General features: G+C 52.3%; 8 protein-coding genes and 2 pseudogenes. 3 read left to right on the top strand and 7 right to left on the bottom strand.

Going from position 1 to position 26,506, the window contains the following annotated elements; all coding sequences use genetic code 11:
- The coding region (locus tag DXX3274_RS14620) for a non-ribosomal peptide synthetase (protein ID WP_193747035.1) at positions 1 to 13,606 on the bottom strand (13,606 nt) is incomplete at its 3' end.
- 897 nt (positions 13,607 to 14,503) lie between these two features.
- Between DXX3274_RS14620 and DXX3274_RS14615 the strand changes: the two are divergent.
- The 3 genes and pseudogenes from DXX3274_RS14615 (at position 14,504) to DXX3274_RS14605 (ending at position 16,040) form a co-directional block, all read left to right on the top strand.
- Positions 14,504 to 15,167: pseudogene (locus tag DXX3274_RS14615) on the top strand (zincin-like metallopeptidase domain-containing protein).
- A 319-nt stretch (positions 15,168 to 15,486) separates the two neighbouring features.
- A complete protein-coding gene (locus DXX3274_RS14610; protein WP_042860409.1) occupies positions 15,487 to 15,723 on the top strand; it encodes a type II toxin-antitoxin system CcdA family antitoxin in 237 nt (78 codons plus the stop codon).
- Between the two features lie 2 nt (positions 15,724 to 15,725).
- Positions 15,726 to 16,040 (top strand): CcdB family protein, encoded by a 315-nt coding sequence (locus DXX3274_RS14605; protein WP_042860407.1) that lies wholly within the window; start codon positions 15,726 to 15,728, stop codon positions 16,038 to 16,040.
- Here the strand turns inward: DXX3274_RS14605 and DXX3274_RS24285 are convergent.
- The 6 genes and pseudogenes from DXX3274_RS24285 to DXX3274_RS14580 form a co-directional block, all read right to left on the bottom strand.
- Positions 16,037 to 16,180 (bottom strand): annotated as a pseudogene (locus tag DXX3274_RS24285) (molybdopterin-guanine dinucleotide biosynthesis protein MobC); the annotation flags it as partial. The gene DXX3274_RS14605 and the pseudogene DXX3274_RS24285 sit on opposite strands and share 4 nt — an antisense overlap.
- A 575-nt stretch (positions 16,181 to 16,755) precedes the next feature.
- Complete coding sequence (locus tag DXX3274_RS14600; RefSeq protein ID WP_042860405.1) at positions 16,756 to 21,189, bottom strand: sacsin N-terminal ATP-binding-like domain-containing protein; 4,434 nt, start codon at positions 21,187 to 21,189, stop codon at positions 16,756 to 16,758.
- Between the two features lie 286 nt (positions 21,190 to 21,475).
- On the bottom strand, positions 21,476 to 22,735 hold the full coding sequence (locus DXX3274_RS14595; RefSeq protein ID WP_042860404.1) for a HEPN domain-containing protein: 1,260 nt from the start codon (positions 22,733 to 22,735) through the stop codon (positions 21,476 to 21,478).
- Between the two features lie 449 nt (positions 22,736 to 23,184).
- Complete coding sequence (locus tag DXX3274_RS14590; RefSeq protein WP_042860403.1) at positions 23,185 to 23,778, bottom strand: hypothetical protein; 594 nt, start codon at positions 23,776 to 23,778, stop codon at positions 23,185 to 23,187.
- Position 23,779: 1 nt separating this feature from the next.
- Positions 23,780 to 24,742, bottom strand: coding sequence for a BsuBI/PstI family type II restriction endonuclease (locus DXX3274_RS14585; RefSeq protein ID WP_042860401.1), 963 nt, complete (start codon positions 24,740 to 24,742; stop codon positions 23,780 to 23,782).
- Positions 24,739 to 26,208, bottom strand: coding sequence for an Eco57I restriction-modification methylase domain-containing protein (locus DXX3274_RS14580; protein ID WP_042860399.1), 1,470 nt, complete (start codon positions 26,206 to 26,208; stop codon positions 24,739 to 24,741). Before DXX3274_RS14580 ends, DXX3274_RS14585 begins: the two co-directional genes overlap by 4 nt.
- Positions 26,209 to 26,506 lie beyond the last annotated feature (298 nt).

Raw genomic sequence — 26,506 nt, 5'->3', positions numbered from 1 at the left:
TCAGGCAGTCCGGCGCACCGCGAAGGTGGCTGACCCAGTACTGTTGCTGACGTTGCAGAACGTCCCCCAGCAGGTGTTGCCGCTGCCAGGCGGCGTAATCGCCATAGCGGATGCGCAGTGCCGGCAGCGGGTCGGGCTGACCGGCGTTAAAGGCGGCGTACAGCGTACTCAGTTCGTCGATAAACAGGCTGACCGACCAGCCATCGGCAATGATGTGGTGCAGCGCCAGCCGCAGGAGGTGGGTCTGTGCATCCACACGGAGCAGCTGACCCTGTACCAGCGGGCCGGTACGCAGGTCAAACACCGGGGCGAATAGCGGCAGCGCGTCGCCGGGTGTCACCGCTATTATTGCTAACGGGAAGGGGCGCAGCCCGGCGGGCTCGATGACCTGAACCGCGTCGCCCTGTACCGGCTCAAACCGGGTGCGCAGTGGCGCATGACGGGCCATGATGCGGTCCAGCGCCTGCGTCAGTGCGGACGAGTTGAGCGCGCCCTGCAACTGCACCGCGCCCTGGATCACGTAGGCGGCGCTGGCCGCCGGGTCGAGCTGGGTCAGGAACCAGAGGCGCTGCTGCGCCAGTGACAGCGGTGGGGTGACCTCATCGGGCAGCAGCTCGATGGCCGACAGGGTCTGTGGGACGGCGTCCTGCAGTACTGCGGCCAGCGCGTTCAGCGTCGGGTGTGCAAACAGCTGCGCCAGGGGCAGTTCACGGTTGAGTTCGGAGCGGATATGCGACACCAGCCGTACCGCCAGCAGAGAGTGGCCGCCGAGTTCGAAGAAATGATCCTGGCGCCCGACGCGTTCAATGCCCAGCAGACTCTGCCAGATAGCGGCCAGCGCCTGTTCGGTTTCCCCCTGCGGGGCCTCGTGGCGGTTGCGGACAAAGGCGCTGTCGTCCGGGGCAGGCAGCGCCTTGCGATCGACCTTGCCGTTTTGTGTCAGCGGGATCTGCTCCAGCCGCACATACGCCGACGGCACCATATAGCCCGGCAGGCGCTGTGCCAGTTGCGCTTTCAGTTCGTCCGTCGTGACTTCACTGTGATCGCTGGTGTAGTAGGCCAGCAGCTGCTGCGCCGGGCTGATAGTCACCACGGCGTCGGTAATGCCGGTACAGGCGGTCAGCGCGGCGGCGATTTCACCGGGCTCGATGCGAAAACCACGAATTTTGACCTGATCGTCATTACGGCCCAGATAGTCGATAGTGCCGTCGGCATTCCAGCGACCCAGATCACCGGTCCTGTACAGGCGTGCATTGGGAGCGGTTGAGAACGGATCTGTCAGGAAGTGTTCGGCGCTCAGATCGGGGCGGTTCAGATAACCGCGTGCCACACCGGCTCCACCGATATAGATTTCACCGGCAACACCGACCGGCACCGGCTGGCGGTCAGCGTCCAGCAGGTAAATCCGGCGGTTGGCCATCGGCCGCCCGATATGCGGCCGGGCTGTTTGCCCGGTGATGAGCGTATGGGTACTGTCCACGGTACATTCGGTCGGACCGTAAACGTTATGGAATGTGATGCCTTCCAGTGAGGCCAGTGCCTGCCACTGCGCGGCATTGATGGCTTCACCGCCGAGCAGGACCGTACGCAGTGACGGCGGTAACGGCCCGGCGGCCATCAGCAATGCCAGTTGTGACGGTGTGCAGTCAAAGACCGTCAGTGCCTGTTGAGCAAGCCAGTCGCGCAGCTGTTCACCGTTCTGGCGTATCGCCTCGGGCACAATCACCAGCGTGCGGCCTGAGGCCAACTGCACCAGCTGCTGCACGGAGGCATCAAAGGAGGGAGAGGCGTTGAGGCTGACGCGTTGCAGGTCGGCTGAACCATACACCGCCTGCTCCAGCCCGGCCCAGAGATTGACCACGCTGCCATGCTCGACCAGCACCCCTTTGGGCTGCCCGGTGGAGCCGGAGGTATAGATGACATAGGCCAGATGACGCACTGTCAGGCCCCGTGTCGCCGGGGCGATATTGTCGGTTGGGCAGGCTGACCACGGTTGGGCCGGGGTATCCAGCTCAATCACCGGGCAGTCGGCCGCCATCTGGCTATTCAGTGCGGTGGTGGTAATCAACGCTACCGGTGCACAGTCGGCCAGTATAAAACGCAGGCGCTCGGGCGGGTAGGCCGGGTCGAGCGGGACATAGGCCCCACCGGCTTTTAGCGTCGCCAGCAGCGCCACCACCAGGTCGACACTGCGCTCCAGCGCCATCGCCACCCGGTTATCCGGCCTGAGGCCCTGTTCAATCAGCCAGTGCGCCAGCTGATTCGCACGGCGGTTTAGCTCGCCATAGCTCAGTGACTGACCGTCAAAGACCACGGCGACCGCATCCGGCTGACGGGCGGCCTGTTGCTCAACCAGCTCATGAATGCAGATATCCGCCGGGAAGTCCGCGTTGGTGTCATTAAAGCTTTGCAGCACCTGCTGGCGTTCGGCGTCCGGCAGCACCGTCAGGCGATGCACCGGTTGCGTTGGTTCCTGCGCCAGCGCGTCGGCCAGCGCCGTCAGCGTGATCTGCATCATCTCACCGACACGCGCCGCACCGATACCCGCAGCGACCTGAATATCGAGACTGAAGCCCGCCGTACCCTGATCGTTCACCGATACGTTGATCGGGTAGTTGGTGCGCTCCTGACTGAACAGCACGTCGATGCCCGTCAGTTCTGTCTGTACATCCGTCTGCTCGCTGCCGCCGTTATAGCGGTAGTTGAGCAGGCTGGTGAATAGCGGGCTCTGGGTACCAACGCCGCTGTATTGCTGGACGTCGGCCAGCGAGGCGTGCTCAAAACGCAGCAGCCCGGCCAGGCCGTCGTGCGTCTGGCGCAGTGCCTGTTCGACACTCACCTGTCCCAGCGACAGACGTAACGGCAGGGTATTCAGGAACATGCCCAGCACCCGGTCAGCGCCTTCACCACCGGCCATACGACCAAACAGCACGGTGCCGAACACAACATTGTCCTGTCCGGTGGTGGCCTGTACCACGCGACCCCAGGCCAGATGGAACAGGCTGGCGACGCTGATGCCGCGCTGTTGTGACAGTGTTCGCAGCCGTAGCCCTAATCGATCTGACAGCGGCAAATGATGTTCATCGATGTGCTGACCGCTGCCCTGAATATCCAGTAGCCCGAACGGGGCACAGGGCTCGTCAATATCACCGAGCTGTGTGCGGAAATAGTCCTGCTGTGCCTGTGCATCCGTCTGCTGACGGGCGAGGGCGACAAACTGCCGGAACGGCAGCGGGGCCGGCAGCTGGTCGGCGCGACCCTGCAGATGCGCCTGTACCTCTTCCAGCAGCAGCTCCAGCGTGGTGTGGTCCATGCACAAGTGGTGGTGCAGCAGGCACAGCAGCCAGCGGTTATTCGCCGGGTCGGCGGCCTGCCAGGCTTGAATCATCGGTGCCTGAGCAATGTTCATGGATAACCGGGTCGGATCGAATTTTTGGTGTAACGCTCCGATGACATCGTCGGCGGTGATCACCAGGTTTTCCACCGGCATCACGGCGTTGCGCCAGACCACCTGAACGGCGTCATCCAGCCCTTCCCAGACGATCGCCGTGCGCAGAATGTCGTGACGCTGGATCACCGCCTGCAATGCGCTGAGGAATTCGGTCAGTCGGTTTTCATCGCTGAAACTCAACATCAGCGGAGAAATATAAGCATCGCCGATGGGTGTCAGCAGATGGTGGAACAGAATACCGGTCTGGAGCGGTGCCAGCGGGTAGATGTCCTGCACATTGCGCACGCCCCCCGGCACGGTAGCCACCACGGCATCGATCTGCGCCTGCGTTAATGCAACCAGCGGCAGCATCTCCGGGGTGATCTGTTCACAATGCAGGGGGACCCGATTGGTCGGTACGGCGTCGGTCGTGGTGGTGGCGGTCAACGTAGTCGCCAGTGCGGCCAGTGTCGGCTGTCTGAACAGGTCGCTGACGGAGAGTGTATACCCCGCCCGACGCAGGCGTTCGATCAGTTTAATCGCCAGCAGGGAATGGCCGCCGAGTTCGAAGAAATGATCCTGCCGCCCGATACGTTCAATCCCCAGCAGGTCCTGCCATGTCGTGGCAATCGCCTGTTCGGTTGCGGTTTGCGGTGCCTCGTAGTCGGTGCGGGCAAACGCGTTGTCATCCGGGGCCGGTAAGGCTTTGCGATCGACCTTGCCGTTCGGCGTCAGCGGCAGTGCGCTGAGCTGCACATAGGCTGACGGCACCATATACGCGGGCAGGTGCGCCGTCACCTGTGCACGCAGTGTTTCAGTGGTAGCGTTGCCGACATACCAGGCGATCAGACGCTGTTCACCCTGAGCGCCGCGTCGGATCATGACGACGGTGTCGGTCACACCGCTGTCCGCCCGCAGGCAGGTTTCAATTTCACCGAGTTCGACCCGGAAACCGCGGATCTTGACCTGATCATCATTACGACCCAGATAATCGATGCGGCCATCGGCATACCAGCGGCCCAGATCGCCGGTGCGGTACATGCGCGCGTTTTGCTCGGTTGAGAACGGGTCGTCCAGGAAGCGTTCGGCACTCAATTCCGGCTTGTTCAGGTAGCCTCGCGCCACTTGCACACCGCCGATATAGAGTTCTCCTTCGACACCGACCGGTACCGGTTGTCCGGCTGCGTCAAGAATGTAGATTGCCATATTGGCCAGCGGCCGACCGATGGAAATCGCTGCGCTATCCTGCGGTTGAAAGCGCAGGGCGGTCGTATTCACCGTTGCTTCAGTCGGGCCATAGAAGTTGAGCAGAGTCGGGCCTTCAGGGTAATTCTCAAACCAGCTCTGTACCGCCGCTTCTGGCGCGGCTTCACCACCGGTGCAGACAATTCGCAATGTTTCAGGCAGCGCTAATCCGGCGTGACACAGTTGTTTCCAGAACTGGGTGGGGATATCCGCGTAGGTGATGCGGTACGCGCGGCAGTACTGCCAGAAGGCTTCCACGCTGCCTATCCAGTCATCGGTGCGTAGCACCAGCGTGGCACCGCAGCACAGCGAACCGAAAATATCGGCCACGGAATAGTCAAAGCCGATATTGGCAAACTGAACCACGCGGTCGTGTCTGGTCAGTGCACAATACTGCGCCTGAGACATCGCCAGATGCGCGACATGACGATGCTCGATCATCACACCTTTCGGTTTTCCGGTAGAGCCGGAGGTATAAATCACATAGGCCAGATGCGCCGGTGTCAGACCCAGTACCGCCGGGGGGATATTATCGGTCGGGTACACAGTCTGAAGCGGCGATTCATGCTCCAGTTCAATCACGGCGTGTGGTGTCGCCGTGTCCGCAGACAGGCAGGTTAGTTGCGCGCGCAGGGTGGATGTCGTGATCAGCGCCGCCGGTTCACTGTCGGCCAGCATGTAGCCTAAGCGCTCTGGCGGATAGGTGATATCCAGCGGCACGTAGGCACCGCCCGCTTTTAACGTTGCCAGCAGTGCCACGATCAGTTCAGGGCTGCGCTCCAGGGCAATCGCCACTCGATTATCCGGCCTGACACCCTGTTCAATCAGCCGATGCGCCAGTTGATTCGCCCGGCGGTTCAGTTCGCCGTAACTCAGTGACTGCTCTTTGAAAACCACCGCCGTGGCGTCCGGTTGCTGTTCGACCTGCTGCTCAAACAGTTCATGAACACACAGACCCGACGGGAATGCGGTATGGGTTGCATTGAAACCGTACAGCACCTGCTGTCGTTCGGCCTCCGGCAGAACGGGCAGGGTGTTCATTGTCTGCATCGGTGTCTGTTCCAGCGCGTCGGTCAGAGCGTTCAATGCTGTCAGCAGCATCTGACCGACCCGTTCGGCACCGATGCGCGGATCGACCTGAATATCGAGGCTGAAGTGTTTGCCTCCGTGGTCATTGACCGAAAGATCGACCGGATAGTTGGAACGTTCCTGGCTGAACAGGATGTTCATGCCGTTGATGCCGGACCGATACGATGCGTCCAACTGCTGACTGCCGCCATCGTAACGATAGTTGAGCAGGCTGGTGAACAGCGGGCTCTGGGTATCGACACCGCTGTATTGCTGTACTTCAGCCAGAGAGGCGTGCTCAAACTTCAGCAGTCCGGCCAGGCTGTCGTGCGTCTGGCGCAGCGCCTGTTCGACACTCACTTTTCCCAGCGACAGCCGCAACGGCAGGGTGTTCAGGAACATGCCCAGCACGCGGTCAGCCCCTTCACCGCCGGCCATCCGCCCGAACAGCACCGTGCCGAAAACGACGTCGTCCTGCCCGGTGGCGGCCTGTACCACGCGGCCCCAGGCCAGATGGAACAGGCTGGCCACGGTGACACCGCGCTGTTGTGACTGCGCCCGCAGCCGTTGTGCCAATGTGTCTGACAGCGGCAGATGATGTTCATCACTGTGCTGGCCGTTACCCTGAATATCCAGCAGCCCGAACGGGGCGCAGGGTTCATCAATATCACCGAGCTGTGCCCGGAAGTAGGCCTGCTGCGCCGATTGTTGTGCCGGTATAGCCGCCTGCTGACGGGCGAGGGCGACAAACTGCCGGAACGGCAGCGGGGCCGGCAACTGGTCGGCACGGTCCTGAAGGTGCGCCTGCACCTCTTCCAGCAGCAGTTCCAGCGTGGTGTGGTCCATGCACAGATGGTGATGCAGCAGGCACAGTAGCCAGCGGTCATTGGCCGGATCCTCGGCCTGCCAGGCCTGGATCATCGGTGCCTGAGCGATGTTCATCTGCAATTGCGCAGGGTTAAAGCGCTGTTGCAGTGCCTTGATCACGTCTTCATCGGCAAAACGTAACGTTTCTACCGGCATCAGCGCCTCGCGCCAGACCACCTGAACGGCCTCGTTCAGCCCTTCCCAGACGATTGCTGTGCGCAGAATGTCGTGGCGTTGAATGACTGCCTGCAAGGCGGCAATAAAATTATCCAGCCCGGTCTGCTCCTTAAAGCTCAGGATGGAGCGGGTGATGTAGGCATCCCCCACCGGTTGCAGCAGATGGTGGAACAGAATGCCGCTCTGCAACGGTGCCAGCGGGTAGATATCCTGCACATTACGGACACCCCCCGGCACGGTAACCACCACGGCATCGATCTGCGCCTGCGTCAGTGTCACCAGCGGCAGCATCTCCGGTGTGATCTGTTCACAATGCAGGGGAATCCGATTGGCCGGTACGGTGTCGGCCGTGGTGCTGGCAGTCAGTGTGGTCGCCAGTGCGGCCAGTGTCGGCTGCCTGAACAGTTCGCTGACGGAGAGCGAATACCCCGCCCGGCGCAGGCGTTCAATCAGTTTAATCGCCAGCAGCGAATGGCCGCCGAGTTCAAAGAAATGGTCCTGACGACCGATTTGTTCAATCCCCAGCAGGTCTTGCCAGAGCGTGGCAATCGCCTGTTCGGTTGCGTTTCGCGGTGCCTCGTAGTGAGTACGGACAAAAGCGCTGTCATCCGGCGCAGGCAGGGCGTTGCGATCGACCTTGCCATGCCGGGTCAGCGGTATCTGGGCAAGTGGCACATAGGCCGACGGCACCATAAAATCGGGCAGAAGGCGCGCTAGCTGCTGTTTCAGTGTCTCAATGGAAACGGATGCATCCGAGAGTGTGTAATAGGCAACCAGACGGTGATCGCCGGTATCGGTGCGCTGGGCGATGACCACCGCGTCACTAACTCCGTCGCATGACTGCAACGCTGATTCAACCTCGCCGGGTTCAATACGAAAGCCGCGAATTTTGACCTGAAAGTCGTTACGGCCGAGGTAGTCAAGGGTGCCGTCAGCATTCCAGCGCGCGAGGTCCCCGGCGCGGTACATCCGGGCATCGGTTTCTGTTGCGAACGGGTCATCCAGAAAACGCTCCGCCGTCAGATCGGGACGGTTCAGATAGCCGCGTGCCACACCCATCCCGCCGATATAGATTTCACCGACCACCCCAACCGGCACCGGCTGACGGTGTTCATCCAGAATATACATCCGGGTATTGGCGATCGGACGGCCGATCGGCACCGCACCGGTGCTACGCAGATCGCTCAGTGTATGCATACAACAGCCAACCACGGTCTCGGTCGGGCCGTATTCGTTCACTATGCGCACATCGGGCCGATGCTGCCGCCAGAAACTCACGTGGCGCTCCAGCACGGCTTCCCCGCCGAGAATAAATTGCTGCAAACCGGGCAGCGTGGCGATGTCGACACCGTTCGGATCACTGATCAGCAGACGGCTTAATGCATCCAGATAGGATGGCGTCAGTTTGATAAAGCTGAACGGCTCACCGGACACCAGCGCATGGTACAGCGACGCGATTTCATCCTGACTATCGACGATATACAGCGTCTTACCGACCAGAATCGGTACAAATACACTGGTAATGGTGGCATCAAAACCGATGGATGAGTTCATCGGGATGCGGTCACCGGCGGTGTTCGGGTAGGTTTGCAGGCTCCAGTACAGGTAGTTCATCAGGCTGCGATGTTCGATCATGGCACCCTTGGGCCGCCCGGTGGAGCCGGAGGTGTAGATGATGTAGGCCAGATGACGCGGTGTCAGGCCGAGGGTCGCCGGTGCGATATTGTCAGTCGGGCAGGTTGCCCACGGTTGGACGTCACTGTCTAGTTCGATCACCGCCAGGTCAGCGGTGGTCTGCGTAATCAGCGTCGTGCGTACCGTGCGGGTGGTAATCAGCGCCACCGGTGCGCTGTCGGCCAGCATGTCGCTCAATCGTTGTGAGGCATAACCTGGGTCAATCGGCACATAGGCCCCACCGGCTTTCAGTGTCGCCAGCAGTGCCACGATAAGCTCAGGGCGGCGCTCCAGTGCAATCGCTACGCGTTGATCCGGTCTGACCCCCAATTCAATCAGCCAGTGCGCCAGTTGGTTGGCCTGTTCATTCAGCTCGCGATAGCTCAATGACTGCCCTTCGAAGACCACGGCGATGGTATCCGGCGAGCGCGCTGCCTGCTGTTCAAACCGTTCATGGATGCACTGGTCCGCCGGGAAGTCCGCCGCGGTGTCATTAAAGTCGTGCAGCACCTGCTGCCGTTCGGCGTCCGGCAGGATATTCAGCGCCGGTACGGGCCGTTCTGGTGTCTGTTCTAATGCATTAGCCAGTTCTGCCAGCGCCGCCAGCATCATCTGACCGGCGCGTTCTGCGCCAATGCGCTGGTCGACCTGAACATCCAGACTGAAGCCCACACCACGGTGGTCATTGACCGAGATATTAACCGGGTAGTGGGTACGTTCCTGACTGAACAGGATATTCATCCCGGTGATGCCGGACCGCTCCGCAGCGCCCAGTTGCTGACTGCCGCCGTCGTAACGGTAGTTGAGCAGGCTGGTAAACAGCGGGCTTTGTGCATCAACGCCGCTGCATTGCTGAATTTCAGCCAGCGAGGCGTGCTCGACGTTCAGCAGGTCGGCCAGGCTGTCTTGAGTCTGACGCAGCGCTTGTTGGACACTGACCTGTCCCAGCGACAGGCGCAACGGCAGGGTGTTCAGGAACATGCCCAGCACCCGGTCAGCGCCTTCACCGCCCGCCATACGGCCGAACAGCACGGTGCCGAACACGACGTCATCCTGCCCGGTGGTGGCCTGGACCACGCGACCCCAGGCCAGATGGAACAGGCTGGCTACGGTGACGCCACGTTGTTGTGACTGCACCCGCAGCCGTTGCGCCAGTTCGCTTTCAAGCGGTAAATGACATTCTTCAATGCGCCCGATGTTCTGACCGTCGCCCTGAATATCGAGCAGCCCGAACGGGGCGCAGGGCGCGTCAATATCACCGAGCTGTGTACGGAAATAGTCCTGCTGCGCCGATTGTTGTGCTGGTATAGCCGTTTGTTGACGGGCGAGGGCGACAAACTGCCGGAACGGCAGCGGGGTGGGTAACTGGTCGGCCTTGCCTTCAAGGTGTGCCTGAACCTCTTCGAGCAGCAGCTCCAGCGTGGTGTGGTCCATGCACAGATGGTGGTGCAGCAGGCACAGTAGCCAGCGGTTATTGACCGGGTCGGCGACCTGATACCCCTGGATCATCGGTGCCTGAGCGATGTTCATGGATAACCGGGTCGGATCGAATTGTTGGTGCAACGCCCCGGTGACATCGTCGGCGGAGATTTCCAGTGTTTCCACCGGCATCCGTGCCTCGCGCCAGACCACCTGAACGGCGTCGTCGAGCCCTTCCCAGACGACTGCGGTGCGCAGAATGTCGTGGCGCTGGATCACCGCCTGTAATGCGCTAACAAAGTTATCCAGCCCGGCCTGCGCCTCAAAGCTCAGGATAGAGCGCGTAATGTAGGCATCGCCCACCGGTTGCAGCAGATGGTGGAACAGAATACCAGTCTGTAACGGTGCCAGTGGGTAGATGTCCTGTACATTACGGGCACCGCCCGGCACGGTAGCCACCACGGTATCGATCTGCGCCTGTGTTAGAGCAACCAAAGGCAGCATTGCCGGGGTGATTTTTTCAGCATGTGGGGGGATCAGCGTAGCCGGTACGGCGTCGGTCGTGATGGTCTTGGTCAGTGCGGCCGCCAGTGCGGCCAGTGTCGGCTGTTTGAACAGTTCGCTGACGGAGAGCGTATAACCGGCCCGGCGCAAACGTTCGAGCAAGGTAATCACCAGCAGCGAATGGCCGCCCAGCGCGAAGAAATGATCCTGACGACCGACGTGTTCGATACCGAGTAGATCTTGCCAGAGCGCGGCCAGAAGCTGTTCGAGTTCACCCTGTGGGGCTTCGTATTCGGTGCGCACCACATCACGCTCTGTGGGGTCCGGCAGGGCCTTGCGATCGACCTTACCATTCGGCGTCAGCGGCAGTGTATCGACATGAATATACGCGCCCGGCAACATGTGAACCGGCAACTGAGCGGCAAGATGCGTATGCAGCCCGGCTACCTCGGCATGACCGGTAAACCAGGCAATCAGCCGTGGCTGATGGTGTTGATCCGGTCGGGCCATGACGATGACGTCGGTGACACCGGCACAGTTACGTGCGCAGGACTCGATTTCACCCAGCTCGATGCGAAAACCGCGGATCTTGACCTGAAAGTCATTACGGCCAAGATAGTCAATGGTGCCATCGGCGCGCCAGCGCCCCAGATCACCCGTCTTATACAGGCATGCGCCGGGTGTGGATAAAAATGGGTCGGGAATGAAACGCTCGGCACTCAGTTCTGGCCGGTTCAGATAGCCGCGCGCAACCTGTACCCCGCCAATATGGAGTTCACCCACTACCCCGACAGGAACCGGGTGCCCCTGCGGGTCGAGAATATACAGGCGGACATTGGCTTTGGGCCGACCGATGGAGACCAGCACGTTGTCGGCGTCATAGGCGCAAGCCCAGCCGGTGACGTCCACGGCAGCTTCTGTCGGCCCATAGAGGTTGTGCAGTTCAGTGTGGGGCAAATATCTGCCCGTCTGCCTGATGGTGGCGGCAGGCAGGGCTTCCCCGCTACAGAATATTGCTCGCAGACTCGGGCACTGGCCGGGTTTCAGCACGCTGAGAAAGTGGCTCAACATCGGTGGGACAAAGTGAGCGATGGTCACCCGCGCCTGCTCAATCAGTGTGCTCAGGTAATACGGGTCTTTATGGCCCTCCGGTTTAGCCAGCAGCAGGGTGGCTCCGACCCATAACGGACAGAAAAACTCCCACACGGAGACATCAAAACTGAAGGGCGTTTTTTGCAGAATAATGTCTTGCGCGTTGAAGGCGTAGTCTTCAATCATCCAGGCCAGACGGTTGACCACGCCCCGGTGCTCATTCATCACGCCTTTGGGTTGACCGGTCGAGCCGGAGGTGTAGATAACATACGCCAGATGATGACGTTCCAGACCGATGTCGCTCGGGTTGATGTTGTCTGTCGGACATTGCTGCCACGGCGTGGTTTCGCCATCCAGTTCGATCAGGTGAATAGCGCTGGGCTGTGTAGACAGGAGGCTGACCCGGGCGTGGATAGACTGGCTGGTGATCAGCACCGCAGGCTGGCTGTCATCGATCATATAGGACAGCCGCTCCTCTGGATAATCCGGGTCCAGAGGCACATAAGCGCCCCCGGCTTTCAAGGTTGCCAGCAGGGCGATAACCAGTTCATGGCTGCGCTCCAGAGCAATACCGACCCGGCTGTCCGGCCCCACGCCCTGTTGCCGCAGCCACCAGGCCAACTGGTTGGCCCGGCGGTTCAGCTCACCATAGCTGAGCGTCTTACCGTTAAACGACAGCGCTGTCGTTTCTGGCTGTTGGCGAGCCAGCGCTTCAAACGGCAGGTGGATATAGTCGCTGACCGGGCCCGTGAGCTGAGCGGCATTCCAGTGCTCCAGAATTCTGGCTCGCTCGCCGGGGACAAACAGCTCCCGCTCGCCGACAGGCTTCTCCTGATGCTGGTCGGCCTCAGCGATAAAACAAAGCAGACGATGGAGATGACTGTCCAGATCCGCGGTGCTGTACAAAGCTGCATTGGCATCCATGTAAAATTCAAGACCATGCTCACCGAGGTCGGAGACGGTGACGGACAGGTCATCCACTGGGCCGAAGGCCAGATTGTGCTCGGCGGTGTTCAGACCGTCGAAAGTTACCTCGCCTGACAGCGGCAGGAAGTTGAACGCGGTGGCATAAAATGTCCGGTTTTCTGTCGCCAGGCCGAGATCGGTTCTTAACTGCTCGCCCCGGTAGCGTTGGTGGCGCAGCGCACTACTTAACTGGCCTTTCACCTGTTGCAGGCACTGGCTCAGGGTCAGATCGGCTGACAGGGCTAAGCGCATCGGGACGATATTGGAGGACATGCCAGCCAGGCTTCGATGCTGACGCGTCATCCTCGCCGTGACCGGCAGCCCCATGACCAGGTCGTTCTGGCCTGTCATCCGGTATAGATAAATGGCGGTCAGGGCGGTAAATAACTGTGCAAGGCTGGCATCGTGCTGGCGGGCGAGGTCACGAATGCGCTGGCTTTCCTGACGGTTCATGGCCCGCGCGCGTCTGACAATATCAGAGCAACGCGCCTGCTGGTTGGCCAGACTGACTGGTGTCGGTGCGTTTTGCATCAACGCCAGCCAGTATTGACGGTCACGCTCAAAATGGCTGGATGTGTGGTAATCCTGCTCCAGATTCATCAGCTCCTGAATGCCGCCAAAGGTGTGCTCTGACACCGGCTGCCTCTGCATCAGGGTCGAGTAGATATCAGCGATGCGGCGTGTCATCAGGGTTCCACTGTAACCATCGATCACCATATGGTGAGCGCACTGATAAAAGAAAAACCGTTCCGGGGCGATGCGTAGCAAGGCAAATGAAAAAAGCGGCCCCTGCTCAATATCAAAATGCTGGTTCAGGTTTTCCTGCATCCATTGGCGGGCACATTGCTCAGGATGCTGTTCAGTGCTGAAATCCAGTGTTGGAAACGCCCAACGCGGTGCTTCCGACACCCTCTGCACCGGCGTGGAGCCAGAGGCATCAATGACTGAGCGGAACGATTCGGTCTCTTCGATTGCCTGAGCAATAGCCACCTTTAATATATTGGCATCTACCTGACCACCAATATCGGTATATTTGGAAACCTTGAATACGTTGGGTTGGGCATCCTGATTCACTTCCTGTGCTAACCAGATGCCTTGCTGAGCGGTTGATAATGGAAACGAGTGGGAGTAGTTTGATGGGCGACGCTTTTTGTTGTTACTCATATGATTAGTTCCTATTGTAATCTGACACATCCTTTTGAAAAATTCAGAGTTACCTGTTTTGATAAAGGTGCAGGAACGTAAATCAAAACAAAAAGCGGTAACGCTCGTGTTGCATACTAACAATCCCATTATTAAATACAACGGAGGTTTATTAAATATGACGGAATGATTAGGCGGCTCACATAGAACAAATAGTAACGAACGTGATTTTAACTAAATACTCTCTGCGATCGTGACGGTGCTGGTGGTGATATGGTCTGGACATTTCAATTCGATATTTGATATGGCGTCACGTTTGCGAGGAGTGTGTTTTTATGACCAAATGGATAATGCTATGTCTGAGTAAGTTTATTTGGTAATTTTTTGTAATTTTTCACATTGAGTTTTTATTTGTTTTTTTAAATTTTTTTCAAATTAAATATTCCAAACAGAAAAGAAGTTGTTTGAAAATGTTTCACTGAATGTGATTTATATTGGTAATTAAGAAAGGAAAAATTTTCTGTAGAGTGTTATTTAAAATGGGTTGGTTAACTTATTTTTTGATTTTGCTCTGATGAATAATAGCAGATAGATCGTCATCTTTAGGATGGGGGATTCATAGTGAAATATTGGACACGCGACTAAGTGAGTAAACGCTCAATTAAGAGGTAACTCACATGCCCAAACCCATTTCACCACTGCGCCTAAGGGGCGTTACGCCCGGCTATGCAGGGGCAGTTTTTTCTCCCGCGTGATTTTCGTTCTCGTATCGGCTTCCGGTTAATCGTTTCCCAACACAACCCGTCCCGCAAGGGTAAATGGCACGCATGTTGCGCCCTTGCAGGCCAGAACGATGCCGGGAAAGCGAACCGTCAGGCGATACGAAGACGAAAATCACACTACTGACGGAGAAAAACCATGACGATTTCCCTGCATACCCAGACTAGCGCCCCTAACGCCGCAGCGGCGACCAGCGTATCCCCGCTGGAGCAGTCAGGCTCCTCAAAAACGAAATTTTCCAAAATCAAAACCGATATTTATCAGACTGTCACCGACAGCATCATTACAGTGCTGGAGGCTGGAATGAAACTCTGGACGTGTCCGTGGCAGCGAGTGCCGGGCATGTCCGGTTTGCCTTGCAACTTCCGCCGTGATGTTCGACCCGTTACCACAGGCTGAAAATCTGTTTCACCGCAGTGGTGCCCGCATCATAGAAAAAGGTCAAAATGCCTTCTTCAAACCGTCAACGGATGAAGTCTGGCTACCGGAGCGCCATCTTTTTTCCGATTCCGCTAATTTCTAAGCCACCGGCCTGCATTAGCTGGTCCACTGGAGCGGTGCGAAAAATCGTCTTAACCGTGAAATGAAAGGCCGATTCGGTAGTGAGGATTATGCCTTTGAGGAGTTGATCGCCGAGCTGGGTAGCGTGTTCCTGATGGCGGATCTGGGGATTGTCGGAGAGGTTCAGCATGAAAGCTATATCGCTTCCTGGCTGAAAGCATTGAAGAACGACAAGCGCTATATTTTCAAAGCCGCCAGCGCAGCATCGAAAGCGCATCGTTATCTGATGGATAAGGTGTGAGTTGAAGCACAAGAAGCCGCAAGGGAAGGCGGCTTTAACCTGATATCGGGCAGACCGCGTGACGGATGTTTCAATTTCCCTGCGAATGTTCCTGGCATTGAATGTCCGGGAAATTCTCAGGCTGCGGAGGCGGGCGGCAAAGAGCCCGCGCATCCCGCAAACGGCGTTTTTACACCGGTGATTGCTATAAACGATGGCTCAGGAATGACGGCTGACGGTGACGTTTGCAGGACAGCAACGGTCGCCGGGCCTGTTTTTGGTGTTATGATAAGTGTATTGTTCCGTGTAATGCACACGTATCTCATACAGGAGAGCAGTCATGACCGTGAAACAACGCAACACACAGAGCGTGACCATGACGGTAGAGCGTGCCTTACTGGTCCGGGCGCGTGAAGCGGGCATTAACCTGAGTGCCACCCTGTCAACCGCACTGGATGCGGAGCTTCGCCGTTATGAAGCGAAAAAATGGCAGGAGGAGAACAGGGAGGCCATCGACGCATTAAATCGCTTTCATGATGAAAACGGTTGTTTCAGCGATGAATACCGGACGTTTTAACCATGCAATTCACCGTATACGGTAATACCGGGAAAAGCGCCGTTTATCCACTGTTGCTCGATGTCACGAGCGATATTATTGGGCAATTGAATCGTCGGATAGTGATCCCATTGCTGCCTATTGAAAAGTACCCGGCAGGCCGCCGACCGGATCGCCTTGTCCCCGTCGTCAGGCTGACGGACGGCAAAGAATACGCCGTAATGACGCACGAGCTGGCAAGTATTCCTGTGCAGGCCTTGGGGGCGGTGTTTTGTGATGCGTCGCAGTACCGTATTCAGGTGAAGGCTGCAATCGATTTCCTCATTGACGGCATTTAGTCGTGGCTGTCGGGAGCCTGTTCCAGTTCGTCTATCGTGCGAAACAGAAACATCTCCCGGTTTTTGGCGTCAAACGGAACCGGAGTACCGTTCCTTGCCACCGTCCTGATACAGTCAAACAGCCTAATGAGAGTGGTTTTGGGTCAGAGTCAACAAACCGACATTACTAACTGGTGGTTATATCTAAATTGTGGGGCAGGTCACTGTTTTTGTATAAGATTTGAGTTGCCCTTGTTACTTCACAGAAAAACTACGTTTTGCCATTACACTCCTGAGCCTTTTCGTTTAACTGGTAGTACGCGATAAATCGCGCACGCTGTCAGAAACGAGCAAACCGATACGGCTTCGGGTCAATCAACGGCGTATTGACCTTCTCCCGGAAACCTCAAAAAGTGTGTGGAACTAAAACGGGTGTGCTTACAGCCGGAGTGATGCTTTTCTGTGAGAGAGTTAAGTCTGATTTTTATGCAGTATGACGAAGGGATATTCTGAAATGGTTTTCTGAAAGTATTCTGAAATGCAAAGGGCTGCATACGCAACCCCTTGATAAATTTGGCTCCTCTGACTGGGATCGCCTTTGCCAGTAACTGGCTAATAAGCAAGCTAAACCTGAATTCCTTCTCTGTCAAGACCACCAGAATGACCACCGATGACACAGGTAACATAAACTAGTTTGAGTTCCCCGCTCTGAATGTGGTGAATCGCCACGGATTATCTATTCATCATTACTGCTCTCAAACTCAATAACAATGGAGGGGGCATCAAGTAACCCACCTAATCTGACCCCATTAGTAGGGATGACATTGGCACAATTAACAGGATCAATTATGAGCCTGATTTCATCCGACTGACCTGTTTCAAGTCCTGACACGAGAGCCAGAATAAAGTTGCTTCCACGTTCCTTAGCTCGTAAGTACTCATTGTTAGACATCTCTATCTGGTTCTGGGGACCACGGCCAGTGGCTTTCATTTCGATAAACTGTTTCCAGTCAATGACGGCATCGGCGCCCACGCCATGGTTGCGTCTGAAATCAATAATCCTCTGATCGTCGGTTGTGTCCAGTGCTTGGGAAAGTAGCTCCCAGGCTCTCTGCTCAAGATCTGCGTTGGTATAGGCAACCGGTGCGGGAACTGATGAACTTGGACCTCGTTGGGGCACTGGTGGGGTATTTTTCAGTCCTCGGGATCCTCCACGGGTGGCTGTAGATTTTGAGGGTGCAGCCTTGGTCTGCAGCGAAGCTCCGACCATAGCACCTACCGATGGCTTCAGTGTTCTTGGCTTCGCTCCAACTGATCGGCTCTTCGGTGGAGTAACGTTAATTTTGTGTTTTACCGAACCGTTAATATTGGTGATTATATCTTCCATGGCTTCAGTACGAGCCTCGTCACTCGCCAGGCGGATTGCTTCTGCCGCTGAGTGACAGCTTTTTTGCCAAGCAAGAACCCATTCGCCATCAATTCGCCGACGTTCTTTTGCAGGAAACAGAGAAGCAATAAGCCATCCTCCAGAATCACGATTGCCGATTGCGTCATTATAAAAATGGAAGACTTCGGATTGGTTCAAACTCACGGCATTAAGAGCAACTTCAATAAATCCAGCAGGGAACTCTGAAGACAATGCACGGATTGCGATGGGGTGCTCGTAAACATAGAGCTGAGTATTCCTAAGCGTATCCCAGCTTATAACGAGTTTTTCACGTAATTCAGGGGTACTTCTGGCAAGCTCATTTGACAGGTGTTCAACAGCATGCCCAAAACGTAATCTTTCCTGGTCACCACGCTCTTTAGCGTAGGGATTATTACCGAGAATCTGAAGTTCAGGATTCAGTTCTTTTACTCTAAGTGCTTTAACCAGTCTAGGGAAATCCTGTATATCACAAGGCGGTATCCAGCAATGAAGGGTAGGAAGCCTCTTACTTAATTGCTGTCGAAGCTCTGGATTGTCCACGTAGTGAATTGGGCGTTGAGTTACCCAGCCAGTCGAGCAGAACAGTGGTAGTACCCGTAACTTATCTTTATGGTAGCGCTCTACATGCTCCAGCAATTTCTCCATGTAACGATAAACATCCATAAGCTGAGATTCTATTCTTGAATCATACTGTTCACGAGTCAGTTCCCGACAGCATTGGATACAGTCATCAATGCCTGGTTCGGGGATATTCAGTGTACGCCAAAGGTTTTGGCAATTGGACGACGAGCCTCCAGGCACAAAAAGTCGCTGGCCATGGAAAATATCTAGCCCTCTAAGTAATTCGTTTGGTTTAGCCCATCCTTTTGAGGGAACATAAACGAGTCCTTTTCCCTCTAGAAAGCGGCTCCTGAGCTCCTGGATAGTGAGTTCGCCCACTTTCGATGAAAAATATGACTCGGAAGAAGGACAGCGTTTTGCAATTGCACGGTAAATCGACTGTGTTTGAGTCTGATCTACCATTCTCGGGCTGTCACGTAAGGCCTTAAGTTGAGTTAGTAGGTCACTGATTCTGACATCAGTAATGATGCCTAATGCGGTTAAAAAATCGAGATCAATATCCTTGGCATTTACCCCGCAGATGAAGGTCTGGTAAAGCGTTTGAGTCTCTGGGGTCTTCAACACAGCAATATTAGAAAAAACAGTTTCTCCTTTACCGACGGCAACCCAATCGACACTTCTTAGTGTATTCAGCCACGCAGCTGTGACATTTCCCTTTTTATAAAAGTACTTAATCGCTTTGTGAAGGGAGGGGACCATTGAGACATGGGCATACAGGCGATGCCAGTTTTTGGAAAGGGTATGGACCAGCGCAGGACTTCGCTGTTTCGCGTTCTGCTTAGTGGCTTCCTTGATATTTTGAATGACATGCTCAAGATCTGGTGATTCATAGTCGTAATCAACCAGCTCAGCTCCATGTTCCCTGAGTTCTTTTTTACGGAGCTCTGTTCCCCAATAGAGGTTTTCATTCACTTTCTCTATACGAGGTGATGATTCAACCCCAAGCAGGAATAGAAACTTTCTGGGTCCCCGAGATTGTGTTCCATCCTCGCGTTTCCGTTTTGCTCCTTTGGTGATGTTGGTTTTCAAAATGGTTTCATATTTGGCTCCAACCCATTGAATACCATTTGTTTTCCCGGCGGCATCAGGCCACGTTGAGTTTTCACCATCTAGGGTTTTACACAGATAGCTTTCTGAGAGGCGCACTTTTTGTCGGAGCATCCGAACACCATCATAGACATATCCATCCAGTTTGAGAATAGTGCCAATTTTAGTCCCTATAACCTTTGCTTCGGTGTCCCGTAGATAATCAAATTTGTCCCGAAGTAAGCGGAGCTCATCTTCAGATATTTCAATGCTGCTTTTTTCGAATTTCTCTGCAAAGGCATTCAGTTCGATAGCTGTGTCGGTTTGGCTGACAAAAGCGGCGTGGTTATCCAGCCATGCAATGACTGGTTCGCCAGTACTCTTATCAGCATAATCTGAATGCAGTCGTTCCATCAGCCCCCAGTGTAAAGAAAAATCAGAAGGGCTGTTCAAAACCAGAGGGATTGAAGTTTGCGCTTTCGGTTTGCAGGAAACTGGTTCATTAAGATGAGAAAGCAGGAAGGGACGTTCAAATAATTCGGTATTTTCATGATTCTCAACAAGGCATGCCCCTGCATTGACCCACCATGCCGCAGGTTTAAAATTGAATATCCGGTTTTCCATGGCATCAAGTAATTCACCTGTATCGACAAGTCTTGACACATTGAGTTCATTCATAACACTACGCCAGCGATCCTGGCTATCCCGGGTACTTCTATGTAAAGCATGCAAACCTTTATGAATGAGTTCGACATCCTCTTCGGTCAGAAAACCAGTTAGTATGTCTTCTTCGTAACTGAGATCAGAAAAAGGATAATTACCTAAAGGTAGTTGTATCAGGGCATGCTGAGATAACCATGTTCTGGTTGTTTTTAGCGCGGCTAAAAAACGCTTGTTAAGAATTGAGCTACGGCCTGGATCTACGCCCTCAATAGAGAGTGGAATGAGATTCCATGCCGTTTTGGGGCTGGTAATTAGCATCCCAGCGGCTATATTTCCAACGACTTCTGCAGTTCGATCTATTAACCATCGATTCCAGTCATTTTCTATAATGGACTCACGTGACGTACTAGGATCGAATTGTGCATCTAATGAAAAAGGGAGCGTTGAGGGAATATCGGTACGAAAGCCAATGAAGATTCCTGAGTTAACCGGCTGTGACGAAATGGCGATTGAAATATCTGTTTCTTCGCTACGTGTTTTATGAGCTGGGTGTAAATGTTCAGGAACGGCTACCGATGCTCGCCAGACAGTCCAGTCATCCTCTTTACTTTTAGCGTATCGATATTGCAGCTTTCTGATTCCCGGGTGTTGCAGCTCATAACCAGTATCCTTCCAGCTTGAAAAATCCAGCGAGCGTTCGCTTTTTATACTGCCATCTAGTTCACACCATTTTAATTGGCTTACCGAACTTAGAAACAGTAATCCTTCATGGCGCCATGAATCAAACCATTCAATGAGCTCAGCATCATCAAAGGCTGAATTAAGATCTGCGACAATCAGCGTATGGTGTCCCGGGTCATAAAAACCAGGAAGAGCTGGTTCAGGTGGCAAGCGGTTAAAATCTAGTTGATTACATGAAAAATGGTAAGGCGCAGAGTGTACGGAAATTGAGTCGGCAATGCGCAAAAGAGTTTTCATCCCGATCCCAAATCGGCCACGTTGGTCTATTCTATTGGTCTTGGAAGTTTGGTAAGGAAGAACCATCCCAAGAACGTTGAGGCAGGTTACTGGAGTGCCATTGTGGACAAGCAGTAGCTGTTTACCTGCTTCAGTTGATCTTAGTCCAAACCATACCTTAGTCGCCCTTACATCATCTGCGTTCTGAATAATTTCGATGATACCTTGGAAGGTTGCCACTGCTAGATCTTCTGCGCTTGCAGCCGCACCCTTAACCATTTTTTTGAGTATACCGGCGGCGTTTTTAAGTTCGCCTGCAGCAGTGTCGATCATGGCATCTGCAAACTCGATGGTTCTGGGATCATGGATATGAACTGCTGCGGGATCATTATCAATGATAAGCCGGGCGGCATTTTGACCTTTAAGAGTATCTGAAATGTCTGGTGTATTACTGGTGTCTTGCGGAAGGGACATATAGAAAAAGGCTCGCTGAAATTGAAAACAAAGGCGGTTATCCTGCTAGTAGGCTAACCGCCATACCTGTTTTGTTAACATGATGGGGCAGTTGTTCACTATCACTTCGCTCTATCAACATTGTATAGCACTTTTTTTGAGCAAGGGGCTCACCATGCCCCAGTTACGTAACCAGTTAGCTGCTTAGATTACCCTTTAGTGACTAGGCTGCGATGTTATCTCTCCAGATACGGATACATGCTAAAAAGAATCCCTAACTCTCAAGATTAATAAATAGATCGTTTCACTAAGTCGAGCTATTTAGTTGCTTTAGATATGCAGCTAGCAGCCTTTTAGATAAGCTATAGGCGTCATAATATATTTTGTACATTTCCTCTTTATCGTCTTTTAAAACACCGGCATGAACTAATTGAGATCTATACTCATAAAGATTATAGAATAACTTCGCATCCTTCCCTCCTAGTAAATTTTTTACCAATGTCTTGCAGCTTTTTCCTATGGATTCATTTCTGGCTGATTCTAATGATTGTATGAGTTTTTTCTTGGTGTTTTCATCAATGTCATTATTTCCATCAACAATATTCACTAAATAATCTATGCCTTTTTGCTCTTCATCGGATTTTCTGACTTTATTTGATAAGACTTCTATGACTGTCATTGAAAGTATTATCTTATTAATTAGTGAGTCCTCGAAAATTGATGTTGTAAATATCGATGTGGCCACTTCAAATTTTTTGAAATTATAGTCGCTAATATATAATTTATTAAGCTGTTTGTAATTATCATTAAAAAAAGAATGAAGTTTATTTGTGTCCGCAGGTTCTTTTTCCTCTGAAACCTTACTATCAAAGGGAATTGACCCCTCTTGAAACATCACAATACCGAATTTGTCACTAAAGTGAATTAGCGGCCTTTCATAATAAGTGTCGTATGTAGTTGTATGCTTGGTAAAAAAATCATCTTCAATTATCGTTCTTATTTTTTCAAATATGGCTTCTGAAGCTAAATTCTTAGGGTAGGTTATTCCAATTCCTAATTCTGAAAAAGCCAATATCAAGGATTGCTCAACTTTTTTTGACGCAATAAAAGTTTCTCTGTAACTTTGAAATTCTGAGTTTTTTAAAACTAAAGTTTTAGCATCTTTTAAGGTCTGATTTGCATCGGCTTCAATGGTGTATTTATCTAAAAAATGCAGAGTGTTTTGATCTGAGCCTAAGGGTTCTGATGTTTTGAATCGGATATAAAAATTCCACATTATTTCACTTGGATCCGGAATATATCCCTTAGATGATTCTTCTTCTTTCTTCAGTAATTCGCTTTCAAATAGTTCAATAAACGTGGATGAGTCAGGCTCTTGGAGTTCTTCAGAGAAACTAAAAACTTTCACGATAATATCGTCGGTAGCTTCTTTTATCGTTTTTTCACCTTTTTCAGTTTGCTTCAAGATCAACTCTGGAAAAATCCCGACTAACTGAATAATACTATCCAATTTAATAGGGCTGTAAAAGGAAACACCAAAGAGTTTCCCTAGAAAACGTTTGCTCATAATAACCTCGATTGTACATTAACAAAGCATCAATATGGGGAGCATGTATGATGATGGCTATTTTCTATACCATCACCATGCTATTTCACATTTAAAAAGTTCAATTTATGTGACCTTGGACAAAAACAATGCCGTGCTGACCTGCCTAAATAGCTGTGCGGAATAGTAGATCACTTTAGGGAACTCAGCCCGGATTGTGCGATCTGATCAATCGCCAAACCAACCAAAATCACCAACCGGACTGAGCGATGCCGATCATAGTGTAAGTATCCCAGTAAACCACACTATTCACTTTTAGAGATCTTCCAACACATTGAATATGCCAACCAGAGTAGATCTATATATGGATACTTGATTCACCAAAAAAAGGATTATCGCGCCTTTGAATCCATTAAGCTAAAGTGAGGTTCTTATACTAATATAGTACAGAGGTAAATAACTCATAATTTTTAGCTCGCTTGAGTTTTATATTCTTCTCTTGCTACACATTCAAGCCAGTTTTTAGGCGGAACTAGTTTTTCAAGCCCGATATTATAAATTTCGTGACCTTTTCGGATTTGGTAGTGTTCGTGTACCCATTCACCAGCATTGTAGTAACGTGCCTCTTGTAAAAAACTAGTACGTTCGATCCCACCCAATAGCCACATACGGCGTTTAGGAAGCTCATAGGTCATGAAAAAAAACTGATCGATAGGCTCGTTAGCGTGGCGAGCAGTTATTTGGGCTGTATAGTTTTCAAGGGGAGGAACTTTGCGTTTAACGGTTTTAACACCTATACGGGTGTTTAATTCAGTGACGAAATCTGGTTGGCCTGCCGTGTTGTCCAGAATCCATTCGAAATTCTTAATTCCCTCATGTTTTAACCAAGAATTGAAAACCATTTCACCCAAGTCACCGACCCAGCGTTCATCAGTTTCAGTCTCAGAGTAGATATTACCGTATTGTTGATCTCGCTCGGCGCGTATCTGTTGAGCACGCTTTTCATGTCTTTCTGGCACCGAAACAGAAATCCACCCTTGCGGGTGTATATAACTGTTTGCCATATCATTCAACCTCGCTCGGGTAAGGACCTAAAAAACGAATACCATTAAAATGAATTAAATGTGAAGGTGCATCAGCTACCCACACCTCTGTCTCCCAAGCAATTTCTCCAACGTAACGACTCATGATGGAGCGATTCGGGAAGGCTGTCACATATACCAAACCAGCCTTTGAATTGGAAAATAAATTAGTGAGCTCAGTATAGCGTTTACCATCGACAGGGCCATGGCTGGTCACAGATTCAACCAGTAGCAACCAGTTTTTTTCGGTAAAATAAATAACGACATCTGGCATTTTGCCATGTGAATCTATATTTACACCTAATTTTCCTAGCATACCGGAATCGAAATATCCCCATTTTTCACCTGTGTCACCAGCATAGATGAGTATGCTGCCTGGTGCAAAGCGAGGTGCAAAGTTTTCTATGATGGCTTTAATTAGCTCGCTATGAGCTCCTGGGCTGAGAATGATTTCCTTACCCGGTGCAATTTCCACCGGTATTTGGTTTTGCTGACGTGCTTTTGCATATTTAGCAACTAACGTTTCTCTTCCCGCTAAGTAGACTGCGAGATGGTCAGACCACTGTGGCGTACCAAAAGTATGCAGTAGTGACAGTGCTTCTGGTGCAATTTGGTAAACTGCTTTTGGGCTATTTACTGGACGGTTAGGTTTGTCTGGATTGTAGAGAGATATGCCAGCATCGCAGAACTGATGCATCGTTTGGCGACGAAATGTTTCACGTGTATTCGGGGCATATTCTTTATCATAATTCTTTCTAACCCACTCCATGATCGGAGTGATGCCCATGAGTGGGTTCTCTGCTTTAGACCATGCTTTACCCGGTGTAAGATTTAATAGGGCGAGTAAGGAAAGTGCAGAACGATCGTTTTGCTGAGTTTTTGGCAAACCGAGAGAGGCTATAATCTGTAGTGCCGCTTCAATATATTCTTTCTGTTCGTCGGTCATGAAATCAGTTTTCCAAATTGTGTATCGATAGTCTCTTGAGTGAGGTTACGCTGTTTCTGGGCCCACTTTCCTAGTTCAACCAATGTTTCATGACTTGGGTATTTCATTGTTTTAAGGTCGGTAGCATTCACTTGTGTATGGCCATTGAAACGACGAAAGCTTTCATCCACTGCTGTTGAATTGAGGAATACGGCTAAGCCCCTTGCTAACAATTCGGGTAAGCCATTTTTATTATCGTGAAATAAATTGAGATGATTTTCAAAACCCAATACGGAATGTTCCCCAAAAGCTGTAGGTTCAACAACGCTGGCTGATATACGTCGTTTTTCCTCTTTTGATGAAAAGCGACGCACTACGCAATAGAAGCCATTTGGATATAGCCATTTCTCGGTCGCTTCGTTACGTAAAATGGCGTTTGGCTTCTTCTGGTCGCCTATTGGCCACACGGCTCCGTTGATACTCAAATGCCCTGGATAAATTAATGGAACAGTGTTCTCTTCAGGCATGTGTCGGAGGTGTTCTTTCAAACGGAAATCTACCACTGGCCCTGTTGAAACCTTAATACCTAGGTCACTGAGCGTATAGCGAACAGAAGAAGATAACTCAATGATGCTTTTCTCCGGAGATGTGGGTATGTGGATGAATCTCTCTGGATTATCAAGGTTTATGATCTGATCAAATGGATATTCATGAGTGACAAGGTCTGAAAAGCTATCATCAGTTGATGTGGTAATCGTTACATGCCCTTGTTTACCACCTCTCTCAAGCCGAATGATTACGTTTTCTTGTAGGACATCGTCATCCTTGAAAGCTTTCTTACGAGAAGCAAAAAGGTGTATGTGGCGAATAGCCGTATGTTTAATGATAAAGTCACGGAATGGGCGGTAATATGGTCCATTACAGAAGCTACGCGGAATAATAGCCACAATCTGTCCCTCATTCGCGGCCTGTAATACAGCTAATGCTACAAAGGCAGAATAGAGATTTACGGTTTCAATACCGACAGAACGTAAGGCCAGCCTATGGGGGGAGTTACTGTTTATCTTTTTGTAGGGAGGATTAAGAATTACATGTGTGTAATCTTTAGGCTGCCCATAATTTTTGGCTGTTAACTCGATGTAATCTCCTGTAATGACGTTAGCTTTAACCTGACTATAGCTCTCAATATGTTGTTTGAGACGACTGCAAAGGTCATTGTCAATTTCGTAGGCTGTGGCTTCTACGGTGTTGAATTCGAAGCCACCCGCAATCCATCGATCCAAAAACGCGCAGGAGAGTGCCCCCACACCGGCTCCGGCATCTAGCAAACGACAAGTAGGTAGGTTTCTGTTGGGAAACATCCCGGCCATAAATGTCGCCACAGTTGAGGGGGTCATAAATTGACCGAAGTCAGCTTTGTGCTTTGCAGAAGTTCGTGAAGAGATCTCACGGCGAACGCTGTCTGCTATGTCTAATTGTTGATGCATTCCGTCTTGTCCTCACTGGTGAGTGGTTTCGATTCTATTGCCAAGGGGGCAGACCGCGACGCAATATCCTAATATGAAGTGTAACATCACCTATCTATGTGTTTGAGATGTGATCTTTGATTATTACATCCGATTATCCTGTTCAGAGGTATTGTTATCAATATCTAATCCAACTCACATCCCCAAACCCATTTCACCACTGCGGCCTAAGGGGCGCTACGCCCGGCTATGCAGGGGCAGTTTTTTCTCCCGCGTGATTTCCGTTCCCGTATCAGCTTCCGGTTAATCGTTTCCCAAC

The organism is Dickeya sp. NCPPB 3274 (genome assembly GCF_000406205.1).
GTDB lineage: Bacteria > Pseudomonadota > Gammaproteobacteria > Enterobacterales > Enterobacteriaceae > Dickeya > Dickeya fangzhongdai.
Note: the sequence above shows the minus strand (reverse complement) of the source record. Positions and strands in the feature narration are given on the sequence as shown.